The sequence below is a fragment of the Saccharopolyspora elongata genome (assembly GCF_004348985.1).
Taxonomy (GTDB): Bacteria; Actinomycetota; Actinomycetes; order Mycobacteriales; family Pseudonocardiaceae; genus Saccharopolyspora; species Saccharopolyspora elongata.
Map to the genome: position 1 here is coordinate 12,579 of NZ_SMKW01000008.1, position 22,164 is coordinate 34,742.

At 70.5% G+C, this 22,164-nt stretch carries 20 protein-coding genes; 7 read left to right on the forward strand and 13 right to left on the reverse strand.

From position 1 onward, the window contains the following. Nucleotides 1-87: 87 nt before the first annotated feature. The 5 genes from E1288_RS08585 to E1288_RS08610 all read right to left on the reverse strand — a co-directional run bounded on the left by E1288_RS08585 (nt 88) and on the right by E1288_RS08610 (nt 5,445). Nucleotides 88-645, reverse strand: a complete 558-nt coding sequence (locus E1288_RS08585; RefSeq protein WP_132483069.1) for a hypothetical protein — start codon at nt 643-645, stop codon at nt 88-90. A 159-nt stretch (nt 646-804) separates the two neighbouring features. After that, on the reverse strand, nt 805-1,218 hold the full coding sequence (locus tag E1288_RS08590) for a DUF4288 domain-containing protein (RefSeq protein ID WP_132483071.1): 414 nt from the start codon (nt 1,216-1,218) through the stop codon (nt 805-807). A gap of 12 nt (nt 1,219-1,230) precedes the next feature. Continuing rightward, nucleotides 1,231-2,745, reverse strand: a complete 1,515-nt coding sequence (locus E1288_RS08595; RefSeq protein ID WP_132483073.1) for an ATP-dependent DNA ligase — start codon at nt 2,743-2,745, stop codon at nt 1,231-1,233. Between the two features lie 367 nt (nt 2,746-3,112). Then, nucleotides 3,113-4,507, reverse strand: coding sequence for a class II fumarate hydratase (locus tag E1288_RS08605; protein WP_132483075.1), 1,395 nt, complete (start codon nt 4,505-4,507; stop codon nt 3,113-3,115). Nucleotides 4,508-4,683: 176 nt separating this feature from the next. Further along, the gene (locus E1288_RS08610; RefSeq protein ID WP_207954264.1) at nt 4,684-5,445 is read right to left on the reverse strand and encodes a S1 family peptidase; all 762 of its coding nucleotides are present in this window, start codon (nt 5,443-5,445) and stop codon (nt 4,684-4,686) included. 198 nt (nt 5,446-5,643) lie between these two features. Between E1288_RS08610 and E1288_RS08615 the strand changes: the two genes are divergently transcribed. Continuing rightward, nucleotides 5,644-6,627: an NAD(P)/FAD-dependent oxidoreductase gene (locus tag E1288_RS08615; RefSeq protein WP_132483077.1), complete on the forward strand. Its 984-nt coding sequence runs from the start codon at nt 5,644-5,646 to the stop codon at nt 6,625-6,627. 81 nt (nt 6,628-6,708) lie between these two features. Here the strand turns inward: E1288_RS08615 and E1288_RS08620 are convergent, their stop codons facing one another. Continuing rightward, a complete protein-coding gene (locus E1288_RS08620; RefSeq protein WP_132483079.1) occupies nt 6,709-7,455 on the reverse strand; it encodes a S1 family peptidase in 747 nt (248 codons plus the stop codon). A 211-nt stretch (nt 7,456-7,666) separates the two neighbouring features. Then, the gene (glpX, locus tag E1288_RS08625; protein ID WP_132483081.1) at nt 7,667-8,701 is read right to left on the reverse strand and encodes a class II fructose-bisphosphatase; all 1,035 of its coding nucleotides are present in this window, start codon (nt 8,699-8,701) and stop codon (nt 7,667-7,669) included. 76 nt (nt 8,702-8,777) lie between these two features. On the opposite strand from glpX, the gene E1288_RS08630 reads away from it, so the two are divergent. After that, nucleotides 8,778-9,473: a DUF4245 domain-containing protein gene (locus tag E1288_RS08630; protein WP_235883426.1), complete on the forward strand. Its 696-nt coding sequence runs from the start codon at nt 8,778-8,780 to the stop codon at nt 9,471-9,473. Between the two features lie 166 nt (nt 9,474-9,639). On the opposite strand, the gene E1288_RS08635 is transcribed toward E1288_RS08630, so the two are convergent. The 4 genes from E1288_RS08635 to E1288_RS08650 all read right to left on the reverse strand — a co-directional run bounded on the left by E1288_RS08635 (nt 9,640) and on the right by E1288_RS08650 (nt 12,072). After that, nucleotides 9,640-9,855 (reverse strand): exodeoxyribonuclease VII small subunit, encoded by a 216-nt coding sequence (locus E1288_RS08635; RefSeq protein ID WP_029535186.1) that lies wholly within the window; start codon nt 9,853-9,855, stop codon nt 9,640-9,642. Nucleotides 9,856-9,890: 35 nt separating this feature from the next. Then, nucleotides 9,891-10,310 carry a hypothetical protein gene (locus tag E1288_RS08640; RefSeq protein WP_132483083.1) on the reverse strand — a complete coding sequence of 140 codons (420 nt, stop codon included), beginning with the start codon at nt 10,308-10,310 and terminating at the stop codon, nt 9,891-9,893. A gap of 14 nt (nt 10,311-10,324) precedes the next feature. Then, a complete protein-coding gene (gene xseA, locus E1288_RS08645) occupies nt 10,325-11,551 on the reverse strand; it encodes an exodeoxyribonuclease VII large subunit (RefSeq protein WP_132483306.1) in 1,227 nt (408 codons plus the stop codon). Between the two features lie 74 nt (nt 11,552-11,625). Continuing rightward, on the reverse strand, nt 11,626-12,072 hold the full coding sequence (locus E1288_RS08650) for a lipid droplet-associated protein (RefSeq protein WP_132483085.1): 447 nt from the start codon (nt 12,070-12,072) through the stop codon (nt 11,626-11,628). A 285-nt stretch (nt 12,073-12,357) separates the two neighbouring features. Between E1288_RS08650 and E1288_RS08655 the strand changes: the two genes are divergently transcribed. Beyond that, nucleotides 12,358-13,377, forward strand: a complete 1,020-nt coding sequence (locus E1288_RS08655) for a 4-hydroxy-3-methylbut-2-enyl diphosphate reductase (RefSeq protein WP_132483086.1) — start codon at nt 12,358-12,360, stop codon at nt 13,375-13,377. 56 nt (nt 13,378-13,433) lie between these two features. Here the strand turns inward: E1288_RS08655 and E1288_RS08660 are convergent, their stop codons facing one another. After that, the gene (locus E1288_RS08660; protein WP_132483088.1) at nt 13,434-14,309 is read right to left on the reverse strand and encodes a DUF6542 domain-containing protein; all 876 of its coding nucleotides are present in this window, start codon (nt 14,307-14,309) and stop codon (nt 13,434-13,436) included. 239 nt (nt 14,310-14,548) lie between these two features. Between E1288_RS08660 and E1288_RS08665 the strand changes: the two genes are divergently transcribed. From E1288_RS08665 to E1288_RS08680, 4 genes are all read left to right on the forward strand, one after another. Further along, entirely contained in the window at nt 14,549-16,141 is a 1,593-nt protein-coding gene (locus tag E1288_RS08665) for a sugar ABC transporter ATP-binding protein (protein ID WP_132483090.1), read from the forward strand. Further along, nucleotides 16,138-17,166: an ABC transporter permease gene (locus E1288_RS08670; RefSeq protein ID WP_132483092.1), complete on the forward strand. Its 1,029-nt coding sequence runs from the start codon at nt 16,138-16,140 to the stop codon at nt 17,164-17,166. The genes E1288_RS08665 and E1288_RS08670 overlap by 4 nt, the downstream gene beginning before the upstream one ends. Nucleotides 17,167-17,191: 25 nt before the next feature. Then, nucleotides 17,192-18,196: a substrate-binding domain-containing protein gene (locus E1288_RS08675; RefSeq protein ID WP_132483094.1), complete on the forward strand. Its 1,005-nt coding sequence runs from the start codon at nt 17,192-17,194 to the stop codon at nt 18,194-18,196. 399 nt (nt 18,197-18,595) lie between these two features. Continuing rightward, nucleotides 18,596-20,935 carry a glycoside hydrolase family 172 protein gene (locus tag E1288_RS08680; protein ID WP_132483096.1) on the forward strand — a complete coding sequence of 780 codons (2,340 nt, stop codon included), beginning with the start codon at nt 18,596-18,598 and terminating at the stop codon, nt 20,933-20,935. A 133-nt stretch (nt 20,936-21,068) separates the two neighbouring features. Here the strand turns inward: E1288_RS08680 and E1288_RS08685 are convergent, their stop codons facing one another. Beyond that, nucleotides 21,069-22,064: a LacI family DNA-binding transcriptional regulator gene (locus tag E1288_RS08685; RefSeq protein ID WP_132483098.1), complete on the reverse strand. Its 996-nt coding sequence runs from the start codon at nt 22,062-22,064 to the stop codon at nt 21,069-21,071. Nucleotides 22,065-22,164 lie beyond the last annotated feature (100 nt).

Genomic DNA, 22,164 nt, shown 5'->3' on the forward strand with positions numbered 1-22,164 from the left:
CCACGCTCTGTTGGGGTGTGGAAGTAAGCCGGGACCCCCCGCCGGAGGCGGGACCCCGGCCTCTGCGTTTTCTGGGGCTTTTCACCCTCATCCGGCAGTAACCTTGATTATCCGAGCATTGTTCCCGAGTTGCTCCAGGTAGCCGTGGTCCCCACGTTCTGCGGCTAGCACGGCGCCGCACGCGACATCGGGAATCCAAAGCAGGGGTTCGCTCCCACCAGGCGCAAATGTGACACCGGTGCGCCGCGTGATCAGTCGCTTCTGCCTGCACGCGTCAACCATGTCTGTGTCGAGCTTGTTGTTCCGCTCCTGCCGAGTCTCGAATGTCACCATGGTTGCCCCGGCGTGCTCCAGTTCGGGAAGTAATGCTTCAAGGCACTTCCGGCGCCCACGTTCAGGGAAGATCGGTTTCGAGGTAGCTACGACGGCCACGTTGTGCACGGTCTGCGTGCTTATGGCCTTGATGATCTCCGAGCGTCTATGCGGGGGTTCCTTGCTCCAGTGGAGTTTTCCCCCGCCCCGTCGAAGCTCGCGGAGCATGCATCGGATGTCTTCGGAATCGGCGAGGTCGACGATGCTGGCCGTGAGGATGTAGACGCCGATGGTCAGGTCGTAGGACTCATCGACGTAGGCGTGGACGAACACGTGCCGTAGTGAAGCGAGAACTGCAGTTCGAGATCAAATCGATACACCCGGTGGTGATCGCCGACTCGACCCTGCTAAATTCCGCTCGGCTGCGTACCGAGGTACGTGGAAGTACGCCGGGACCTCCCGCTGTATTGTGGGACCCCGGCCTCTGCGTTTTCAGGCTTCTTCTTCCGTTAGGGGTTCGAAGGAGCTGTAGGCCTGGTAATTGCGGAAGAAGCGGCCGTAGAGTTCCGTGCCGTCGTCGAAGGTGGCGTCTTCGAGGGGTTTCACCTCGATGATCTGCTTCAGCTTCCAGGTGATCAGTTCGTGGTTCTCGTTCTGGTAGCTGGTTTCCTGCTGCTTGCCGTGCTCGACGGCCTTTTCCTTCGCCTCTTCTTCGGATTCCGCCTTGAGCAGCACGAAGGATTCCTCGTACAGCGGCTCGTGGTCGGCCGCGTCCGAGGTGGCCTCCAGGACCAGGACCGCGACGTAGTAGTCCAGCTCGACCGCGTCCGCCTGGAAGTCGCGCGGGCTGATGGTGCCCGGTCCGATGTTGATCGAGCCGATCTCGTCGAAGTCGTTGCCGCTCATGCCGTCAGGATCTCACCCGCCCGGCAGCATGGCGCGAACCGCCTCGATGCTGTCGGCCGACGCCGCGTCCTTGTCGGGCCGGTAGCGCAGCACGCGGGCGAAGCGCAGCGCGACGCCGCCGGGGTAGCGGGTGCTGGTCTGCACGCCGTCGAGTTCGATCTCCACGACGAGTTCCGGCGCGATGTGGACCGTCCAGTCGTCGCGGTGGGATTCGCGGCGCTGGAACTCCGCGGTCTGCCAGGCCAGCAGCTCGTCGGTGAGGCCCTTGAACGTCTTGCCGACCATGATCGGCGGGCCGCCGTCGGGGTCCCGCGCGCCCAGGTGCAGGTTCGACAGGAAGCCGCGTCGCCGGCCGTGCCCCCATTCGGCGGCGAGCACGATCAGGTCCAGGGTGTGCTCGGGCTTGACCTTCCGCCACGAGCGGCCGCGCCGCCCCGCCGCGTACGCCGAGTCCAGCGCCTTGACCATGACGCCTTCGTGTCCGGCGTCCAGTGCCTCGTCGAACAGCGCGGCCGCACGATCCGCCGACGGCGACAGGGTCGCGGGGATCCGGTGCTGCGGCGCGACCCGTTCCAGCGCGTCGAGGCGCTGCCGCAGCGGCAGGTCGAGCAGGTCTTCGCCGTCGAGGTGCAGGCAGTCGAAGAAGTACGGGTGCAGCAGGAGATCGCGCGAGTTCTGGGCGCCGAACCGGCCCATCGTTTCCTGGAACGGCCTGGGGCGCCCGGCGTCGTCGAGCGCGAGCGTCTCGCCGTCCAGCACCACAGCCCGGCAGTTCAGGCCGCGCACCAGCTCGACGAGTTCGGGCACGTTGCCGGTGATCTCGCGCAGCGTCCGGGTGTAGACGTGCACGTCGTCGCCGTCCCGGTGCACCTGGATGCGCGCACCGTCCAATTTGTACTCGACGCTGACCTCGCCGAGTTCGTCGAGCGCGGCGTCCAGGGTTTCCGCGGGCGAGGCCAGCATCGGCCGGACGGGCCGCCCCATCTCCAGGCGGAACTCGGCGAGCGCCGGTTCGCCGCCGCGCAGCGCGGCCTCGGCGGTCGCGGGCAGCCGGCCGGAGAGCATGAACGCCCGCCGCACCGCCTCGGTCGGCACCCCGGCCGCGGCGGCGATGGCCTCGATCATCACGCCCTCCAGCGCGCCCTGCCGGAGCTCGCCGCCGAGGAGCCGCACCAGGAACTCCTGCTCGTCGGTGGGCGCCTTGCCGAGCAGCCCGGACAGCGCCTCGGTCCGGCGCTGACCGGAGCCGGCGCCACTGATCAGCCGCACCGCGCTGATCACCGAGTCGACATCGGTGATCGTCAGGGTGGGCTCGGGCGCCGGTTCGACGTCGAGCGCGGCCAGCGTGGACCAGCCGACGCCGGCCCGTCCGCCGGGCAGCTCACCGGCCAGCAGCGCCGTCGCCGGGCGGACCTCATCGGCGTCGAGCCGCGCGAGCAGCCCGGCGATCGCGGCGGTCTTCGCCTTGCGGGAACGCGTCGCCGAGACCTCGCGCGAGGTCGTCACCACATCCGCGAGCAGCACCATGCGCCCATGGTGCACCTGACGTCTGACACAGCGGTATCGAGGCTTTCCGACGTTTTCGCAGCCCGGGGCGTGGCCGCAGGTGGTGTCGGCAGGTGATCGCGGCTTGCCGTTGTCGCTCGGCCTCGACCTCTTTGATCAGCTGCTACACGTTCAACGCGCCATCGGCTGCGCCGCTGTGCTGCGCGCGCGGAGCGCGGACCAGCAGCATGCTCGCGATCAGCACGTTGATCAGCACCAGAGTGCTCACCTGAAGCCAGAACATGATGTCTACGGCTCGGCGGGTGGCTACCTGGTCTGGTGATGAGTGAAGGACGCCTTCGACCGGCTTACTCGGTCGAAGGCGCCCGTCACGCTTCGCTCGACCGCGTCAGCCGCCGTTGGCCATGCGGAGGACGTCGAGGGCCTCGTCCAGCTGCTCCAGGGTGAGCTTGCCCGCGTCGACGTGGCCGCGTTCCAGGACCACCTCGCGGATCGTCTTGCGCTCCTTGAGCGCCTGCTTGGCGACCGCGGCCGCCTCCTCGTAACCGATGTAGCGGTTCAGCGGCGTGACGATCGACGGCGAACCCTCGGCGTAGGCACGGGCCTGCTCGGCGTTGACCTGCACGCCCGCGAACACCTTGTCGGCCAGCAGCCGCGACACCGCGGCCAGCAGCCGCGCCGACTCCAGCACGTTGCGCGCGATCACCGGCAGCATCACGTTGAGCTGGAAGTTGCCTTGCGAGCCGGCGAACGCCACCGCGGCGTCGTTGCCGATCACCTGCGCCACCACCTGCAGGGTGGCCTCCGGGATCACCGGGTTGACCTTGCCCGGCATGATCGACGAGCCCGGCTGCAGGTCCGGCAGCGCCAGCTCGGCCAGCCCGGTGCGCGGGCCGGAGCCCAGCCAGCGCAGGTCGTTGGCGATCTTGGTGAGGCTGACCGCGACGGTGCGCAGGTCGCCGGAGATCTCCACCACCGAGTCCTGCGCGGCCTGCGCCTCGAAGTGGTCGCGGGCCTCGGTCAGCGGCAGCCCGGTGACCTCCGCCAGCTCCGCGGCGACCGCGGCGCCGAACCCGGCCGGGGCGTTGAGGCCCGATCCGACGGCGGTGCCGCCGATCGCCAGCTCGCCGAGCCGCGGCAGGCCGCCCCGCAGCCGCTCGATCCCGTAGCGCACCTGCGAGGCCCACGCGCCGGCCTCCTGGGCCAGCGTGATCGGCACCGCGTCCATCAGGTGGGTGCGGCCGGACTTGACGACCTCGGTCCACTCCGCGGCGCGGCCCTCGATGGTCGTCGCGAGGTGGTCCAGCGCCGGGATGACGTCGGTGAGCACCGCCTCGGTGGCCGCGACGTGGATGGTCGTCGGGAAGGTGTCGTTGGACGACTGCGAGGCGTTGACGTGGTCGTTGGGGTGCACGTCGCGGCCGAGCCGCCGGGACGCCAGGGTGGCGATGACCTCATTGGCGTTCATGTTCGACGACGTGCCGGAGCCGGTCTGGAACACGTCGATCGGGAAGTGCGCGTCGTGGGCGCCCTCGGCGACCTCGTCGGCCGCGGCGGCGATCGCCTCGGCCACGTCGGCGTCCAGCACCCCGAGCTGGCCGTTGACGCGGGCCGCGGCGGCCTTCAGCAGGCCGAGCGCGCGGATCTGGGACCGTTCCAGGCCCCGGCCGGAGATCGGGAAGTTCTCGACGGCTCGCTGCGTCTGCGCGCGGTACAGGGCGTCGACGGGGACTCGCACCTCGCCCATCGTGTCGTGCTCGATCCGGTAATCCTGTTCAGCCATGCCGAAAGTGTCCCGCTGGAAGGGCCTCCCGGTCAGCGTGGCCCGCCCCACTCGGCGGCCGATCTGTGGCCCGGAGCACCCGAACGTCCTCACTGGACCGATGAAGGTGCCGCATCTCGCAGCCGGGAAAGCACGAAGGGCACCTTCGAGGAAGGTGCCCTTCGCGTCGGAGGAGATCAGCCGATGGTGGCGGCGATCCAGTCCTTGTAGGCCGTCGCGTCGGTGTAGATCGACGGGGCCGTGCCGCAGACCGGGATCAGGCTGCCGAGGCGGCTGGTGACGCCGGTCAGCTTCCAGTCGCCGGGCTGGCCTTCGAGCTGCGGGCCGCCGGAGTCGCCGAAGCAGGCGTTGGCCAGCAGCTGGTTGCTGCCGGTGCAGATCTCGGTCGCGCCGTCGACGCCGCTCAGCGAGCACTGGCCGTCGGGGACGACCTTGGTCTCCAGCTCCTGCAGCTGCGCGGGCGGCTGGCCGCAGCCGCGGACCGGGCAGGTCACGCCCCAGCCGATGATGCGCGACGCGGTGCCGTCCGGGCCGGAGGCGTCGGCGATCTCGACCGGCGTCTGCGACACCGCGCGGTCCAGCTTCAGCAGCGCGATGTCGCCATTGGGGTTCTTGGTGGCGTAGTCCGGGTGCACCACGATCTCGGCGACGCCGGCCTCGGTGCCGCCGGTCGTGTGGTCCGGGCTGCCGATCCGCAGGCCGAGGTCGGCGGGGGTGACGTCCTGCACGCAGTGCGCGGCGGTGAGCACCCACTGGTGGTCGATCAGGGAAGCCCCGCAGCTGTGGTTCCCGGCGCGCTGCAGCGACGCCATCCAGTCGTACTGCTCGGTTGCGTCGTGGCCACCGACGATCAGCGCGCCCGGGTCGTCCGCGGCGCTCGCGGTGGCGGGCAGCAGCCCGGTGCTCAGCGCGACGGCCGAGAGACCGGCGAGCAGCATGGATTTCCTCTTCACGGGCAGTCCTCCCCGACGTGATCCCCTTTTTCGGTGAACGTAAGGGCGGGTCCGACGAACGGGTACCGCCAACTGCGGAAGCGAGTTCGGCGTTCTGGTGCAGCGCTCGCCGTGATGCGGACATCACGGCGGAGATCCGGCTAGCCTGGGTGTGTCCACACGGTCGACGACGAGGTGGTGGGCATGACCGCGGTGTCGCATGAGGTCGATCTGCTGATCGTGGGCGCGGGTCCGACCGGTTTGTTCGCCGCCTACTACGCGGGATTCCGCGGGTTGTCGGTGGCGGTGGTCGACGCGCTGCCCGAGCCAGGCGGCCAGGTGACCGCGATGTACCCGGAGAAGATGATCTTCGACGTAGCCGGGTTCCCCGAGGTGCGCGGCCGCGATCTGGTTGCCGCGCTGGTGAAGCAGGCCGGCCAGTACGACCCGGACTACCTGCTCGGCAGGCCCGCGACCGAGATGTCCGATGTGGATGGTGGGCTGCTCGTCGGGGTCGGCGGGGGAGAGGCGGTGCGCGCCGGCGCGGTGCTGGTCACCGCCGGGATCGGCGAGTTCACCCCGCGCCCGCTGCCCGTCGGCGGCGACTGGGTCGGTCGCGGCGTCGTGCACTTCATCCCGGAGCTGTCCGTGCACAGTGGACACGACGTGGTGGTGGTCGGCGGCGGCGATTCCGCGTTCGACTGGGCGCTGGCCCTGCACCCGGTGGCCCGCAGCGTGACCCTGGTGCACCGCCGCACCCGGTTCCGCGCGCATTCGGGCCTGGTCGGAAAGGTCGAGGACCTGGGCGTCCCGCTGATCACCCCGGCGGAGGTCGCGGAGATCCGCGGCGACGACACCGGCGTGCGCGAGGTGGAGGTCGAGCTCGGCGACGGGCAGCGCCGGGTGCTGCCGGCGCAGACGGTGGTGGCCGCGCTGGGCTTCACCGCCGACCTGGGGCCGATCGAGGAGTGGGGCCTGGCGCTGGAGAAGCGCGCGATCCTCGTCGACAGCACGATGCGGACCAGCCGGTCGCGGGTGTACGCGGCGGGCGACGTCGCGGCGTACCCGGGCAAGGTCAAGCTGATCGCCACCGGCTTCGGCGAGGCGGCCACGGCGGTCAACAACATCGCCGTGGAGCTCAACCCGGGGGCCCACCTGTTCCCCGGTCACTCGTCGAACATGGGCTGACGAGCGCCCGGGCACGGCGCGGAATCGCGCCGTGCCCGGGTGAGTTCTCGGGTGGGCGTAGCCGCTCCACCCGAAGCGGGATCAGCCGCCGGTGTTCTGGTTGACCCAGTCCGCGTAGGCGACGACGTCGGTGTAGATCGACGGGCCGGTGGCGCAGGTCGAGTCGCCGTTGCCGGACCGGCTGGTCGCGCCGGTCAGTTCCCAGTTGCCCGGCGTGCCCTTGATCTGCGGGCCGCCCGAGTCGCCGTAGCAGGCGCCCGAGTTGCCGTTCGGGTTGTCGGTGCAGATCTCGCCCTGCCCATCGATGCCCTGGCAGCCGGAGTCTTCGACGACCTGGGTGTCCAGCTCCTGCAGCACCTGCGGGGCCGGGCCGCAGCCGGGCTGGGCGCAGGTCTGGCCCCAGCCGATGATCCGGGTCGCGGTGCCAGCCGCGCCCGAGTCGGCGGCGATCTTGATCGGGGTGGCCTGCAGCTGGCGGTCGAGTTGCAGCACCGCGATGTCGCCGGAGGGGTGCGTCTGCACGTTGGTGACGTTGGCCTCCTCGCCACCGCTGGTGTGGTCGTTGCTGCCGACCCGGACGCTGAACTGGCCGCCGCCCTGCACGCAGTGTGCGGCGGTGACCACCCAGTCGGGCTTGATCAGCGAGCCGCCACAGCCGTGCTGGCCCTGCTGCTGCAGCGACACCATGAACGAGTACTCCTCGGTGGCGTCGTGGCCGCCGACGATGTACGGGTTGACGTCGCTGGGTGCCGCGACCGCGGGCAGACCGAGTGCACCGATCGCGCCGACCGCGGCGATGGCTCCGATCAGAACCGAACGCTTCCGCATGTCCGTCGAATCCTCCCGTGTGTCCGGCACCACTGGCCGGGCTGGGCACAGACGGTAAGCGGAGCCATCCCATCGGCGTACCCACTAAGGGATGAGATCGACAACGTCGAAAGCGGTGACCCGCAGTCGAAACCGCAGGTCACCGCTCGGAAAACGACGTCATTCCAGGCAATCGGCGAGTTTTTGCCAATTTCCCGGTGGTGTCACCCGCTCAGGGCAGCAGCCCGTGCAGCGGGGTGTCGCTCTCGCCGAGGTCGACGTCGGCGTATTCGCGCAGCTTGGACAGCTTGTGCTGGCCCTCGATCACCCGGACCGTGCCGGACTTGGAGCGCATCACGATCGACTGCGTCGTGCACCGGTTGGCGCGGTAGTGCACGCCCTTGAGCAGCGCGCCGTCGGTGATGCCGGTGGCGCAGAAGAACATGTTGTCGCCGCGCACCAGGTCCGAAGTGGTCAGCACCTGGTTCACGTCGTGCCCGGCGTCGCGGAGCTTCGCCCGCTCGGCGTCGTCCCGCGGCCACAGCCGCGTCTGGATCTCGCCGCCGAGGCACTTCAGCGCGCAGGCGGCGATGATGCCCTCCGGGGTGCCGCCGATGCCCAGCAGCATGTCGACGCCGCTGCCCGGCCGCGCGGCCGCGATCGCGCCCGCCACGTCGCCGTCGGAGATGAACTGGATGCGTGCGCCGGCCTCGCGGACGTCCTTGACGATCTGCTCGTGCCGCGGGCGGTCCAGGATGCACACCGTGACGTCGGAGACGTCGATGTGCTTGGCCTTGGCGACCCGGCGGATGTTCTCCGCGATCGGGGCGGTCAGGTCCACGACCCCGGCGGCCTCCGGCCCGACCGCCATCTTCTCCATGTAGAACACGGCGGACGGGTCGAACATGGTGCCGCGCTCGGACACCGCGAGCACCGCCAGCGCGTTCGGCATGCCCTTGCTGAGCAGCGTCGTCCCGTCGATCGGGTCGACCGCGACGTCGCAGTCCGGGCCTTCGCCGTTGCCGACCTCCTCGCCGTTGTAGAGCATCGGGGCTTCGTCCTTCTCGCCCTCGCCGATGACCACGACGCCCCTCATGGACACGGTCCCGATGAGCTTGCGCATCGCGTCCACCGCGGCGCCGTCGCCGGCGTTCTTGTCGCCGCGGCCGACCCAGCGCCCCGCGGCCATCGCCGCGGCCTCGGTCACGCGGACCAGTTCCATCGCCAGGTTGCGGTCCGGTGCTTCGCGGTGTCGTTCGGTGCTCATCGCGCCTCCCGGTGGTGAGCGGTTTTCAGGTTCCACTGCCCGAGGACGGCGGGATCCAGGCCCGCGCTCAGGCTCGTTGCCCCGATCTTCGCAGATCGGCAGGCCCGTCGGAGCTCTCTCGTGGGGCAGCACACTCCTGCTCGGCCGCCTGGCGGGCCGCTGGTCGGCCGGTGAGAGCATGGGAGTCGTGGCCGAACCCCGCAACCAGCAACCGCCCGCATCCCGTCCGCCCCGGACCGTGTCGGCGATGGTGTTCGCCCTGCTGCCGATGGTGCTGGTGGCCTTCGGGATCGCCGGGATGGCGGGGCAGTGCTCGTTCAACCCGGGTGGCCCCTCGATCCAGGGCGGCCCGGTGCCGACGGTCGATGTGCCCGCCGAACTGCGGCGCGCGGCGGGGCGGGTGGACTTCCCGGTCCTCGAACCGAACCTGCCCGCGAACTGGCGGGCCAACGCGGCGAACGTGACCACGCTCGCCTCCCACGTGCAGGTCGTGCGGGTCGGGTGGCTGACCGGCGGCGGCCGGTACCTGCGCTTGGCGCAGTCGACGGCCGCCGAGGGCGAGCTGGTCGAGAGCGAGACGCGGCAGGCGCCGCACGCCCGGGGCACGGTCGACGCTGCTGGGCGGCAGTGGGTGGTCTACGACAGCGTGCGCGGCGAGCAGGCCTGGGTGGCGGAGCGGGGCGGAGTCCGGCTGCTGATCACCGGCAACGCCGACGAGGCGGAGTTCCGAGCCCTCGTCGAAGCGGCCATCAACGCCCCGCCCGGAGCCTGACCGGCCGAAGTTTCAATTGAAACTGCAGTCGGACACGTGCCCAGTCCCGAGCGCAGTTTCAATTGAAACTGTTGCACCCTGTGGTGGTATCCACTGGCGGAAAGTGCTCTGAAGTGCGCAGTTTCAATTGAAACTGCGTGCTGGGAGGGTGCCGCGAAGGCCTTGGTCAGTCCTGTTCGACGGCCGCCAGGGCTCGCTCCACGCGCTCGCGGGCTCCCGCCAGGTGGCGTTCGCAGACCGCCGCCAGGGCTTCGCCCCGCTCCCACAGCGCCAGCGAGTCCTCCAGCGAGAGGCCGCCGGCCTCCAGCTGCTTGACCACCTCGGCCAGCTGGTCGCGGGCCTGCTCGTAGCCGAGCTCGGCGACCTCGGGGTGCTCGGCCACCGGGTCGAAGTGCTCGTCCTGCTGATCGTTCGCCGTCACGGGGTCGGACTCTCCACGTTCTTCTGCACGGACACCACCGCGGTGGCGATCGCCTGGTCGTAGCCGACGAACGCCTCCGCGAACTCGGCGCCGTCGCCCTCGCGCACCGCGTCGTTGATGCGCAACTGCGCCTCCGCGACCCTACGTCGGTGCGCCGAAGCGGCCCACCACCCGGCCCCCACGTACCCGGACGTGGCCTCGGCGAGCGCGCGCAGGCGCGACGGCAGGTCCTTGCGCTCGGCGGACTGGCAGCCGCCCAGCAGCGCGGCCCAGCAGCCGACCGCCGCGGCGTCCGCCGCCTCGGCGCAGCGGCGCACCTCGCCGGCCCCGTTCCGCAGCAGCGCTGAGCCGTCGGTCGCCGACCTCGCGACGCCGACGGTCAGGGGGAGGAACGATGGTTCCTGCTTCGGGTGCACGTTCTCAGTCCTGTTCAGCCTGCTCGGTCCGGTACGACTGCCTGGATCGCTCCGTCAACGACCCGCACCCGCAGTCGAGTTCCCGGCGGCGCCTCCTCGACCGACCGGAGTACGCCGTCCACGCCGTCCTCGACGCGCTGCACGATTGCGTATCCACGAGCCAGCGTGGCCGCCGGACCCAAGGTCGTCAAGCGAGATCGAGTCGCGGTCAGCGCGTGTCGCTCGGTGTTCAGCGCGGTGGTCATCGCGCGGCGGGTGCGGTCGCGCATCAGCTCGACCTGTTCGGCGCGCCGTTCCAGCGGCCCGATCGGGTCGGCCAGCACCGGGCGGCTGCGCAGCGCGTCGAGCAGCCGGCGCTCCCGGTCGACCCAGCCGTGCAGCGCGCGGCGGGCGCGGTCGCGCAGCTGGTGGATCCGCTGCGTCTCCTCGGCGACGTCCGGCACGACCCGCTTGCCCGCGCCGGTCGGCGTCGAGCAGCGCACGTCGGCGACGTGGTCCACCAGCGGCGAGTCCGGCTCGTGCCCGATGGCGCTGACCACCGGCGTGCGGCAGGCGGACACCGCGCGGCACAGCGCCTCGTCGGAGAACGGCAGCAGGTCTTCGACGCTGCCGCCGCCGCGCGCCAGCACGATCACGTCGACCTCCGGCATCCGGTCCAGCTCCTGCAGCGCCGTCAGGATCTGCGGCACCGCGGTCGAACCCTGCACGGCGACGTTGCGGACCTCGAACTGCACCGCGGGCCAGCGCAGCTGCGCGTTGGTCAGCACGTCGTGCTCGGCCGCCGAGGCGCGGCCGGTGATCAGCCCCACCCGGTTCGGCAGGAACGGCAGCGGCCGCTTGCGCGCCGGGTCGAACAGGCCCTCGGCCTTCAGCAGCTGGCGGAGCCGTTCGATGCGCGCCAGCAGTTCGCCGATGCCGACCGCGCGGATCTCGTCGACCCGCAGGCTCAGCGTGCCCCGGCCAACGAAGAACGTCGGCTTGCCGTGCACCACGACCCGGCTGCCGTCGGTCAGCGGCGGCTCCATCTTGCGCAGCATCGCGGCGGCGCAGGTGAGCGTCAGCGAGACGTCGGCGGACGGGTCGCGCAGCGTCAGGAACGCGGTGGCCGCGCCGGGGCGCAGCGAGATCTGGGTGATCTGCCCTTCCACCCAGATCGTGCCGAGCCGGTTGATCCAGTCGGCGATCTTGCGCGCCACGGTCCGTACCGGCCAGGGCTCCTCGGGACTGGTCGGGGAACTCAGCGTCACTCCTCGGTGCTTCCCGGCCGCGGGGCCGGGGCCGCAGTCTCAGGCGAGACTGCCGGGGTCTTCTCGGGTCACTGGTTGCGCAGGCGGTCGAGGCGGTTGTGGAGCATGCGGACGAACTCCGGCCGCTGACCGTGCCGCTGCTCGTAGGCCAGCAGTTCGGCCAGCTCCGCCTCGGAGAACGAGCGGAGCCGGCCCCGCAGCTGCGGCAGCGTCAGGTGATCGTAGTCGGGCAGCACCGACAGGTCCTCGGACAGCACCGCCGGCTCGGCCGGTTCGTCCTCGTCGAAGGTCGCCCAGGCGGGCTGCTCCTCCGGGGTGCGCAGACCGGCGAGGGCCTCGTCGCCCTTGATCGCCAGCTCGGTGATCTGCTGCTGGATCCGCATCGATGCCTGCAGCGCCTGGCTGGCCACGGTGACCGGCAGGCCGATCAGGGTGGCCGGCAGCTGGCGGGCCTGCTCGACGGCGGTGGCGGCGAGCCCGGCGGCGATCCGCACCGGCAGGGGGAACGATGACATGCGCCCAGCCTGCCGCACTCGGGCCCGCGAAGCCATCGCCTCGTCGCACGACTGTGATCTGGAGTGGGCCGCAGGACCGTTCCGCTCGACTGCGGACTCGGCCCGGCACCGGGTCTCGCCGCAATTTCCATTGAAATCGAACCTCTGATTTCCATTGAAGTTGCGGACACCCGTGGCGAGGCGGCGGATGGAAGTCCCGCCAGGGACCGGCGCACGACTGTGATCTGGAGCAGGCAGGCGACTGCGGGGCTGAGCTCGGCTAGCTAGGTCCGTACCCTTGGCGGTATGACGACCTCGCCCGAGGCCACTGACCTCGTTGACCAGGACACCCGGCCGGCCAAGCGGGTCCTGCTGGCCAAGCCGCGCGGGTACTGCGCAGGTGTCGACCGCGCGGTGATCACCGTCGAGAAGGCACTGGAGACCTACGGCGCGCCGATCTACGTGCGCAAGGAGATCGTGCACAACCGGCACGTGGTGGACACGCTGTCCGAGCGCGGCGTGATCTTCGTGGACGAGACCGACGAGGTGCCGGAGGGCGCGCTCGTGGTGTTCTCCGCGCACGGCGTGTCCCCGGCGGTCCACGCGGAAGCCGCGCAGCGCAACCTGCGCACCATCGACGCGACGTGCCCGCTGGTCACCAAGGTGCACAAGGAAGTCAACCGGTTCGCCCGCGAGGACTACGACATCCTGCTGATCGGCCACGAGGGCCACGAGGAGGTCGAGGGCACCGCAGGCGAGGCCCCGGACCGCGTGCAGCTGGTCGACAAGCCGGAGGACGTCGACAAGGTCGAGGTCCGCGACCCGAGCAAGGTCGTGTGGCTGTCGCAGACCACGCTCAGCGTGGACGAGACGATGGAGCGGGTCGACCAGCTCAAGGAGCGGTTCCCGGGTCTGCAGGCGCCGCCGAGCGACGACATCTGCTACGCGACCTCCAACCGGCAGTACGCGGTGAAGGCGATGGCTCCGGAGTGCGACCTGGTGATCGTCGTCGGCTCGCAGAACTCCTCGAACTCCAAGCGCCTGGTCGAGGTGGCGCTGCAGGCGGGCGCGTCCGACGCGCACCTCGTGGACTTCGCGAACCAGATCGACGAGGCCTGGCTGGACGGCGTCACCACCGTCGGCGTGACCAGCGGTGCGTCGGTGCCGGACGTGCTGGTGCTGCAGGTGCTGGACCACCTGGCCGAGCGCGGCTGGAACCAGGTGGACGAGGTCACCACGGCCAACGAGAAGATCAGCTTCGCGCTGCCGCGGGAGCTCCGCAAGGACCTCGACGAGAACCCGGACAAGCCCAAGGGCGTCCGCTGACCGAGTAGCGAAAAGGGGCATCCGCGCTGCGCGGATGCCCCTTTTTCAGTCCCAGCTCACCCGAACTGCTCGTCCCGTCGCGGCCGCCGGGGTCGCCGGGGCGGCTCCCCCTGCGGCGGCTCCGCCGCTCGCGGCCGCCCGGGCGCCTGCCGCGGGGCTGCGCCCCGCCGCGGCGGCACCGCGCGCCCGTCGCGCTCTGGTCGCGGCTCGGCTCCGCGCGCCCTGCCGGGCGCGTCGCCTCGTGCCCGGCTGGGCGCATCGCCGCTGCGCGGCCGCCCGGGGGCCTGGGCCCGCCCGCGCTCCGCTTGGGCTCGCTGCGGGCGCGCTGCGTCGTCGCCGCGCGGTTTCCTGGTGCGTTCGCGCTCTTCGGGCCGCCGCTTCTTGACGTCTTCGGCCGGCTTCTTGCGCGGCGGCGCGACGGGGCGGCGCTTCTTGGTCGCCGCGTCGCTGTCCGCGATCTCGGGGCGAGGCCGGGACCGCTGGGTAACGAACATGCGGACGAGGCCGATGCCAAGGGAGACGATGGTGGCGCCCGCCATGATCGGGAAGCTGCTGATCAGCGGTCGCGCGATGGCGAGCGCCTTGGCGGTGATGCCGGCGCCCGCGGTGACCCCGCTGCCGGTGAGCAGCACCAGCAGCGGCATGACGATGGTGAGCACGAGCGGCGGTTGGACCATCGGTCCGAACACGCTGCGGCGTTTGACCAGCAGCACGGCCAGCACGCAGCCGACGAAGAAGCACGCCTTGAACAGGATGTCGGGCTGCGACCAGAGCAGGATGTCGAGGATTGTTCCGACCGCGGTCGGGACGGCAGCCAGCAGCACGGCTCCCCAGAGCGGCACGCCCTTCGCCCCGAATGCGGAGCGCGTCGACCACTGGGAGGCGCCGCTGCTGGGGGGTGGGGCGCTCTGGCTATCGCGGATCGCGGTCACGAGTCCCAACGGTAACGGTCCAGTACCCCGGGCCGAGAGCCCTCTTCCGGAACTTGCGCGTTGATGCACGTTGGGTTACCTGCGACCCCCGCCGACGTGACCGCCATGTGATGTCGGTGCAGCCGAATGGATGCCCTGTCACTTGGGCGGGTGTGTGAACCTTGACACAGGTAGCGTGACCATTTTAGCGTCCGGGCAATCGTTTTCTCACGATTCGCGAGCGGCGTGACGGGGGTGCTATGAGCACGGCGCCACCGCTGGTCGAGATGACCGGCATCACCAAGCGCTATGGGGGTGTGCTCGCGTGTGATGGCGTGGACCTGGAAATCCGCGCCGGCGAGGTGCACGCGCTGCTGGGCGAGAACGGCGCGGGCAAGAGCACGCTGATGAAGGTGCTCTCCGGCGACGTCGTCGATCACGCTGGGTCGATCTCGATCGAAGGCCGGGTGGTGCAGTTCGGCAAGCCGGCCGACGCGCAGCACGCCGGGGTCGCGATGATCCACCAGGAGCTCGACCTGGTGCCCGCGCTGAGCGTCGCCGAGAACCTCTACCTCGGCCGCGAGCTGCGCAACCGCTTCGGCGTGGTGGACCGCCGGAAGATGGCCGTGCGCACCCGCGAGCTTCTGCGCCGCACCGGCATCGACCTGGACCCGCTGCGGCCGGTCGGCGAGCTGCGCGTCGGCGAGCAGCAGCTGGTGACCATCGCTCGCGCCCTGTCGCTGGACGCGAAGGTGCTGATCATGGACGAGCCGACGTCGGCGCTGTCCAGCACGGAGGTCGAGCGGCTGTTCGCGGTGATCGCCGAGCTGCGCCGCGGCGGCACCGGCATCGTCTACATCTCGCACCGGATGGACGAGATCGGCCGGGTCGCCGACCGCGCCACCGTGTTGCGCAACGGCCGCAAGGTCGCGGAGTTCGACGCCCGGAAGCTGACCGCGGAGCAGGCCGCCGAGGCGATGGTGGGCCGTTCGGTGCAGACGATGTTCCGCGCCGAGAGCGGTGCCGTCGGCGAAGAGCTGCTGTCGGTGTCCGGGTTCGCCGTCCGCCCGCGCCGGCCGCGGGTGGGTCGCCGGGAACCCGACGGCATCGATCTGACCGTGCGTCGCGGGGAGATCGTCGGGCTGTGCGGGTTGCTCGGCTCAGGTCGCACCGAACTGCTGGAATCGCTGTTCGGGGCGGGGTCCTCCGGCACGTGGGAGGGGGAGGTGTCCCTCGACGGGCGCCCGGTGCGGCCGAGGGGTCCGCACCGCGCGTTGCGCGAAGGCATCGCCTTCGTGCCGGAGGACCGCAGGAGTTCCGGGCTGGTGCTGGAGCATTCGGTGCTGGCCAACACGGTCCTCTCGGTGCTGGACCGGCTCGGCGTGGCCGGGCTGGTGCGCCGCCGCGCCGAGGTGTCCGCCACCGAGCGCAGCGTGCAGCAGCTCAAGACCAAGCTCGGCCGGATCCTCGACCCGGTCGGCACCCTTTCCGGTGGGAATCAGCAGAAGGTCGTCTTCGGCCGGATGCTGCTGACCGAACCGCGGTTGCTGCTGCTGGACGATCCGACCCGCGGCGTGGACATCGGCGCGAAATCGGAGATCTACCAGCTGCTCGGCGAGATCGCGGGACGCGGCATCGGGGTGCTGCTGGCGTCCTCGGAGCTGCCGGAGCTGGTCGGCGTGTGCCACCGGGTGGTGGTGCTGCGCGCCGGCCGCAGCGTGGCCGAGTTCGACACCGCCGAGGTCGGCGAAGCGGAGTTGCTGGCGGCCGCCATGGGCGAGGGCGTGGCGGCCGGCGGGGCCGGGCCGGTCGTCGGCACCGGTCGGCAGAGCACTGGGGGAGGAGCGCGGTGAGCAACCAGACGGAGGAACGGCCCGCGGAATCCGCCGCGCCGCGGCGGACGAACGTCGTGGCCACGCTGTTCCGGTTCCAGAGCTTCTTCGGCCTGGTCGCGGTGTTCCTGGCGGCGGTGGTCTTCTCGCCCCGCAACGACGGGCAGATCCTGTTCCTGACCAGCGACAACCTGTTCAACATCGTGCGTGCGGTGTCCGAGATCGGGATCATCGCGATCGGGCTGACCTTCGTGATCCTGATCGGCGGCATCGACCTGTCGGTCGGCTCGGTGCTCGGGCTGGCGGCGGTGGGTTCGGCCGTGCTGATGGTCGAGGACGGCTACGGCGTCTGGGCCACCGTCGCGCTGGTGCTGCTCGCGGGCATCGTCTTCGGCCTGCTGCAGGGCACCGCCGTCGCGGTGCTCGGCGTCCAGGCCTTCATCGTCACCCTGGCGGGCCTGCAGATCGCGCGCGGCCTGGCGCGGATGTGGTCCGGCGGCGAGACGGTGCAGATCTCCTACGGCGACGGGCCGGGCCAGGCGCCGATGCTGTTCTCCCTGCTCGGGGAGCGCACCTTCGGTGGCGTGGTGCCGATCCCGGCGCTGATCTTCGCGGTGGTCGCCATCGTCGCGATCCTGTTCCTGCGCGGCAGCGCCTATTCCCGCCACCTCTACGCCATCGGCGGCAACGAGAAGGCGGCCCGGCTTTCCGGCGTGCCGGTGAACCGGGTCAAGATCATCGCCTTCGGCATCGCAGGGTTCTGCGCCGCGCTGGCCGGGATCGTGCACGCCGGCCAGCTCAACGCGGGCAGCCCGAACGACGGAATCGCTTACGAACTCGACGGAATCGCCGCCGTGGTGGTCGGCGGCACCAGCCTGGCCGGTGGCCGGGGCTCGGTGATCGGCACCATCGCCGGTGCGCTGCTGCTCGGCATCCTGAACAACATCCTCAGCCTCAACAGCGTCAACACCGACCTGCAACTGCTGATCAAGGGCCTGGTGATCGTCGCGGCGGCGGCGTTGCAGCGCCTGCGACCGACGTCCTGAAACCCCTCGTCCGGGAGGAAGCACGATGCGCAAGACAACGAAGTCCTTGATCGCAGTCACGTGCGCCGCGGCCGCGCTCGCCGCCGCCGGTTGCGGGACGACCAGCGAGAACACCGGGAAGGTGCAGGCGCAGGACCCGACCCAGCACTGCAAGGGACCGAACGAGAAGTACACCATCGGCATGAGCCAGGCCAACCTCGCCGAGCCGTACCGGGTCCGGATGGACGACGACATCCGCAAGGCGGCCGAGAAGGTCCCGCAGTTCGAGGTGCAGTTCTCCGACGCGGCCAAGGACAACTCCAAGCAGATCAGCGACGTGGAGAACTTCCTCACCAAGCAGGTCGACCTGCTGATGATCTCGCCGAACGAGGCCGCGCCGCTGACCGACGTGGTGAAGAAGGCCTACAACAAGGGAATTCCGGTCGTGGTGCTGGACCGGAAGGTCGACGGCGACGCCTACACCACCTACATCGGCGCGGACAACGTCCAGATCGGCCGGCAGGCGGGCGAGTACTTCAAGAGCACGCTGCTGCCGGAGGGCGGCAAGATCGTGCAGATCAAGGGGCTGTCCGGATCGACCCCGGCCGCGGAGCGGGAAAAGGGCTTCCAGGAAGGCATCCAGGGCTCGCAGATCGAGGTCGTGGCCACCGCCGACGGTGAGTGGGAGCGGTCGGTCGGGCAGCAGAAGATGGACGCGCTGCTCAAGGCGAACCCCGACATCAAGGCGGTGTACGCGCAGAACGACCCGATGGCCGAGGGCGCGTACCTGGCGGCCCAGGCGGCGGGCCGCAACGACCTGAAGTTCGTCGGCATCGACGGGCTGCCCATCCCGTCCGGCGGCATCAAGGCGGTCGAGGACGGCCGGCTGCAGGCGACCAACCTGTACCCGACCGGCGGCGCGGAAGCCGTGGAAGCGGCCAAGAAGCTGCTGATCGACTGCCAGCCGGTGGAGAAGACGCAGACCCTGCAGACCGAGCTGGTCACCAAGGAGAACGCCGCCGAGGTCTACGCCCGGCTGAACCAGAGCTGACACCGCGTCGTGAGTGGCCGTGGTCGCCGGGGCGGCCACGGCCACTCACGACTGCGCGCTCGCCGCAATGCCCGGCGCTATTGCGAATGATCGCGATTTCCGAATAATTCCGTTGTCGGTAAGACTTTTCTCGTGAAAATCCCAATACACCTGGATGGTGGTTGTCGGATCCCGCGAGCCCGGCAACCATCTTATTGAGTGAATTCGCTTCGCGGATTCTTCGACACCGCCCGTATTGGTTGGCTTCGCGGAGATCTCCTTCTTACGCTGCGCTCAATGCGCGAGTGATCTTTCAACCCCCGGAGCCGGACGAAAATCCATTCAGTCGCGCACCACCATCGGAAACAGCGTACGCCACCGTCCGCAGTGGATAGTGGCGCGCGGGGAGGGGCGAGCACGATGAGAGATCGCTCAGCAACGCCGCCGGGAAATGGTCGTCGGCGCGCCCGCCGGCTTGGCGCCTACCTCGGAATCGCTTCGCTGGCCGCGGCCGCCGTGGTCGCGGACGCCGGATTCCGCGCGGACGCGCAGCCGGCGGCGCCGGCCAGGGGGCCGGTCGGCTGGGATACGTACCGGAACCTCGGTGCGACGGCCCAGCTGCGCGGCGACGAGAAGTCGTTCCAGGCCTCCAGCTTCGACCGCACCGGTGGGAACAACGACGGATTCCGGGGGACCTACTCCTGCCTGCGGATCACCGACCGCGGGTGCGTGATCGCCGAACACGACGGCGCGGGGGAGATCACCTCGATCTGGTCCACCCGCGAACCCTGGGGCGACGTCACTGCGACCGGCAACATCGTGATCGAACTCGACGGCCGGGTGATCCTGAACGCGCCGCTGGTCGACGTGGTCAACGGGCGGGTGGGCGCGCCGTTCTCGTGGCCGCTGGTGGCCGGCGCCGGAGACGCCGCCGGCGGTGTCTTCATCAAGGTGCCGATGCCGTACCGCAACTCGATGCGGGTGACCGTCCAGCACAACCCGTACTTCTACCACGTCTCCTACCGGGCGTTCCCCAACGCGGACGGCGTGCAGACCTTCAACCCGCACGATTCCGCCCGGGACGTGCTCGACCGGTTGCGCCGCTTCGGCGTCGCCGACCCGAAGCCCGCCGCCTCCGGCGCCACCCCGACCCGCAAGAACTTCGACCTGACGCCGGGTTCCTCGACCACCATCGCCCGGCTGGCCGGGCCGCAGCAGATCTCCCAGCTCCGCGTGCGGCTGCCGCAGGTGGTGGGCAGCCCGCAGGCGGTCGACGACGGCTACGCCTTCGGGCAGGCCGGCGGCAGCCGGTTCACCATGCGCGTGGACCCGAACAACCAGGGCATCCGGCTGATCCGGCGGTACGACGCGCAGATCGCCGACCAGGTCGCCGACGTGTTCGTGGACGGCAGGCCGGTCGGGCAGTGGCGCGGCGGCCCGGCGCGGCCCGGCCAGTGGGGCTTGGAATTCCTCGAGGTGCCCGCCGAACTGACCGCGGGCAAATCCGAGGTGCAGGTCTCCAGCCGCTTCGTGTCGTCCGCCCTGGACGTCAACGAGTTCCGCTACGACGTGCACAGCAAGGTGGGCGGCGAGTGGGTGCGCACCGACGTGCTCGACCTCGGGCCGGACCACCCCGGCGAGCAGAGCGCGCACGGCTACCGCATCGACAACGAGGTCTTCGCCCGGTCCAAGCTCATCGCCCGCTACCCCAACGATCCCGGCCAGGTCGCGGCCTCCGACGAGGTGCTGTCCACCGCCCGGATCCGCATCACCTTCGACGGGCGGACCACTGTGGACGCGCCGATCGGCGAGTTCTTCGGCACCGGGCTCGGCGAGTACGACGTGCGCAGCCTGATGACCTCGGTCGACCCGGGGCTGGACGGCTGGTACACGTCCTGGTGGCCGATGCCGTTCGCGCAGAACGCGGTGGTCGAGGTGGTCAACGGCGGCGGGATCCCGATCACCGGTGCGACCGCCGAGGTCACCAGCGCGCCTGCGGAGGTGGGCGGCAACACCGGGTACTTCCACGCCACCCACCTGCGGGGGAACACCGTGCCCGGCAGGGACTGGACGTTCCTGAACACCAGCGGGCCGGGCACCTTCTACGGCGTCACGCACACCATGCGCGGGCTGATCCCGCCGGGCGCGGCGGCGCGCAGCAACCAACCGCACTCCCTCGGCACGCGCGCCGCCGCGAACCAGCGCAACTACCTGGAGGGCGACGAACGGTTCTACGTCGACGGCTCCGCCGAGCCGGCCTGGCACGGCACCGGTACCGAGGACTTCTACGAGTCCGGCTGGTACTTCCGGGACGGCACCACGTTCACGATGCCGCACGTCGGCAACCCGTCACACGAGATCGGCGCCGACGGCTGCCGGTTCGACTGCACCGGCGCCTACCGGATCATGGTCAACGACGCGGTGCCGTTCCGCACCGGCCTGCGGGCGGGAGTCGAGCACGGGCCGGTCAACGACGAGCCGGGCGACTACAGCTCGACGACGTACTGGTACGGCGGCCGCGTGCCGGGTCGCCAGCTGCCGATCGCACCCCCGGCGCCCGCCCGGCCGCCGGAGACGCAGCCGGCTGCCCCGTCGTCGCCGCCGGAGACCAGCACCCCGCCGTCGTCGACCGCCCCGCCGGAACCCGGGACTCCGGAGGTGAGCACCCCGGAGACCACCGGCCAGGACGACGGCGAACGGCCTGCGGACATCCAGCAGGTGGTGGACGAGGCCATCCGCCAGCACCAGCGCAACGGCTGAACCCCGGAACCGAGCGAACGGACCATTCACGCCTCCTACCGAGGTGAACGGTCCGTTCGCTCTTTCGTCGTGTTGGCGTGAACGGTCCGTTCGCGTCTTCTAGCGAGGTGAACGGTCCGTTCGCCTCGCGGCGTCACGGGCGGGTGCTGCTGCCCCGGGTGACCAGGTGCGCGGACAGGGTCGTGGTGGTCATGTCGGTGCGTTCCCCGCTGATCCGGTCCAGCAGCAGCTGGGCGGCGATCGCGCCCATGTCGTAGGCGGGCTGGGCGACGACCGTCAGCGGCGGGTCCAGCAGCGTCGCCCACGGCGCGTCGTCGAAGGCGACCACGCCGATGTCCCGGCCGGGGCGCAGGCCCAATTCGGTGCACGTCTCCAGGACGCCGACCGCCATCATGCTGTTCGCCACGAGGACCGCGTCCGGCGGATCGTCCTGGGTCAGCAGCGTTCGCGCAGCCTGCTTCGCCCCGGGCGCCTTGAACTCCGAGCGTCGAACCAGCGCCGTGGGGGCCGGCAGCTTCGCTGCGCGCAGCCCGTCCCGGTAGCCGGCGAGGCGGTCGTCCGCGGTCAGCACGCCGCTGGGGCCGGTGAGGCAGCCGATCCGCCGGTAGCCCTGCTCCGCCAGGTGCAGGGTCGCCTCCTTGGCGGCGAGCCTGGTGTCGACCAGCACCGTGTCGGCTGCCGAGTTCGGCAGCGGCCGGTCCACCGCCACCACCGGCGTGTTGTTGCGGCTGAGCAGCTCGGCGCTGTCGCCGCGCCCGGTCGGCGACAGCAGCACCCCTGCCACCCGCTCCTGCAGGGCGACATCGACGTACTCGCGTTCCTTGTCCGGTTCGTCGTCGGAGTTGCACAGCACCACCGAGTAGCCGGCGGCGTGCGCCACGTCCTCGACGCCGCGGGCGATCGCGGTGAAGAACGGGTTCTCCACGTCGGAGATGATCAGGGCCAGCACCGCGGTCTCCTGCTTGCGCAGGTTGCGGGCCGGGCCGTTGGGCCGGTAGCCCAGCTCCGCGGCGGCCGCGAGCACCCGCGCGGCCAGCGCCGGATCGACGGTGCTCTTGCCGTTGAGCGCACGTGAAACGGTCGCAGTGGACACCCCGGCGCGGGTTGCCACATCACTGATCGTCGCCACGGCTCCTCCTCGTGTGCCCGCTAGCCGAGTGATGGCGGGCTACCTGCCTTGACAGCCCGTGTCATGCCAGAATAGCGTCCGAGAAAACGATTGCTCGCCG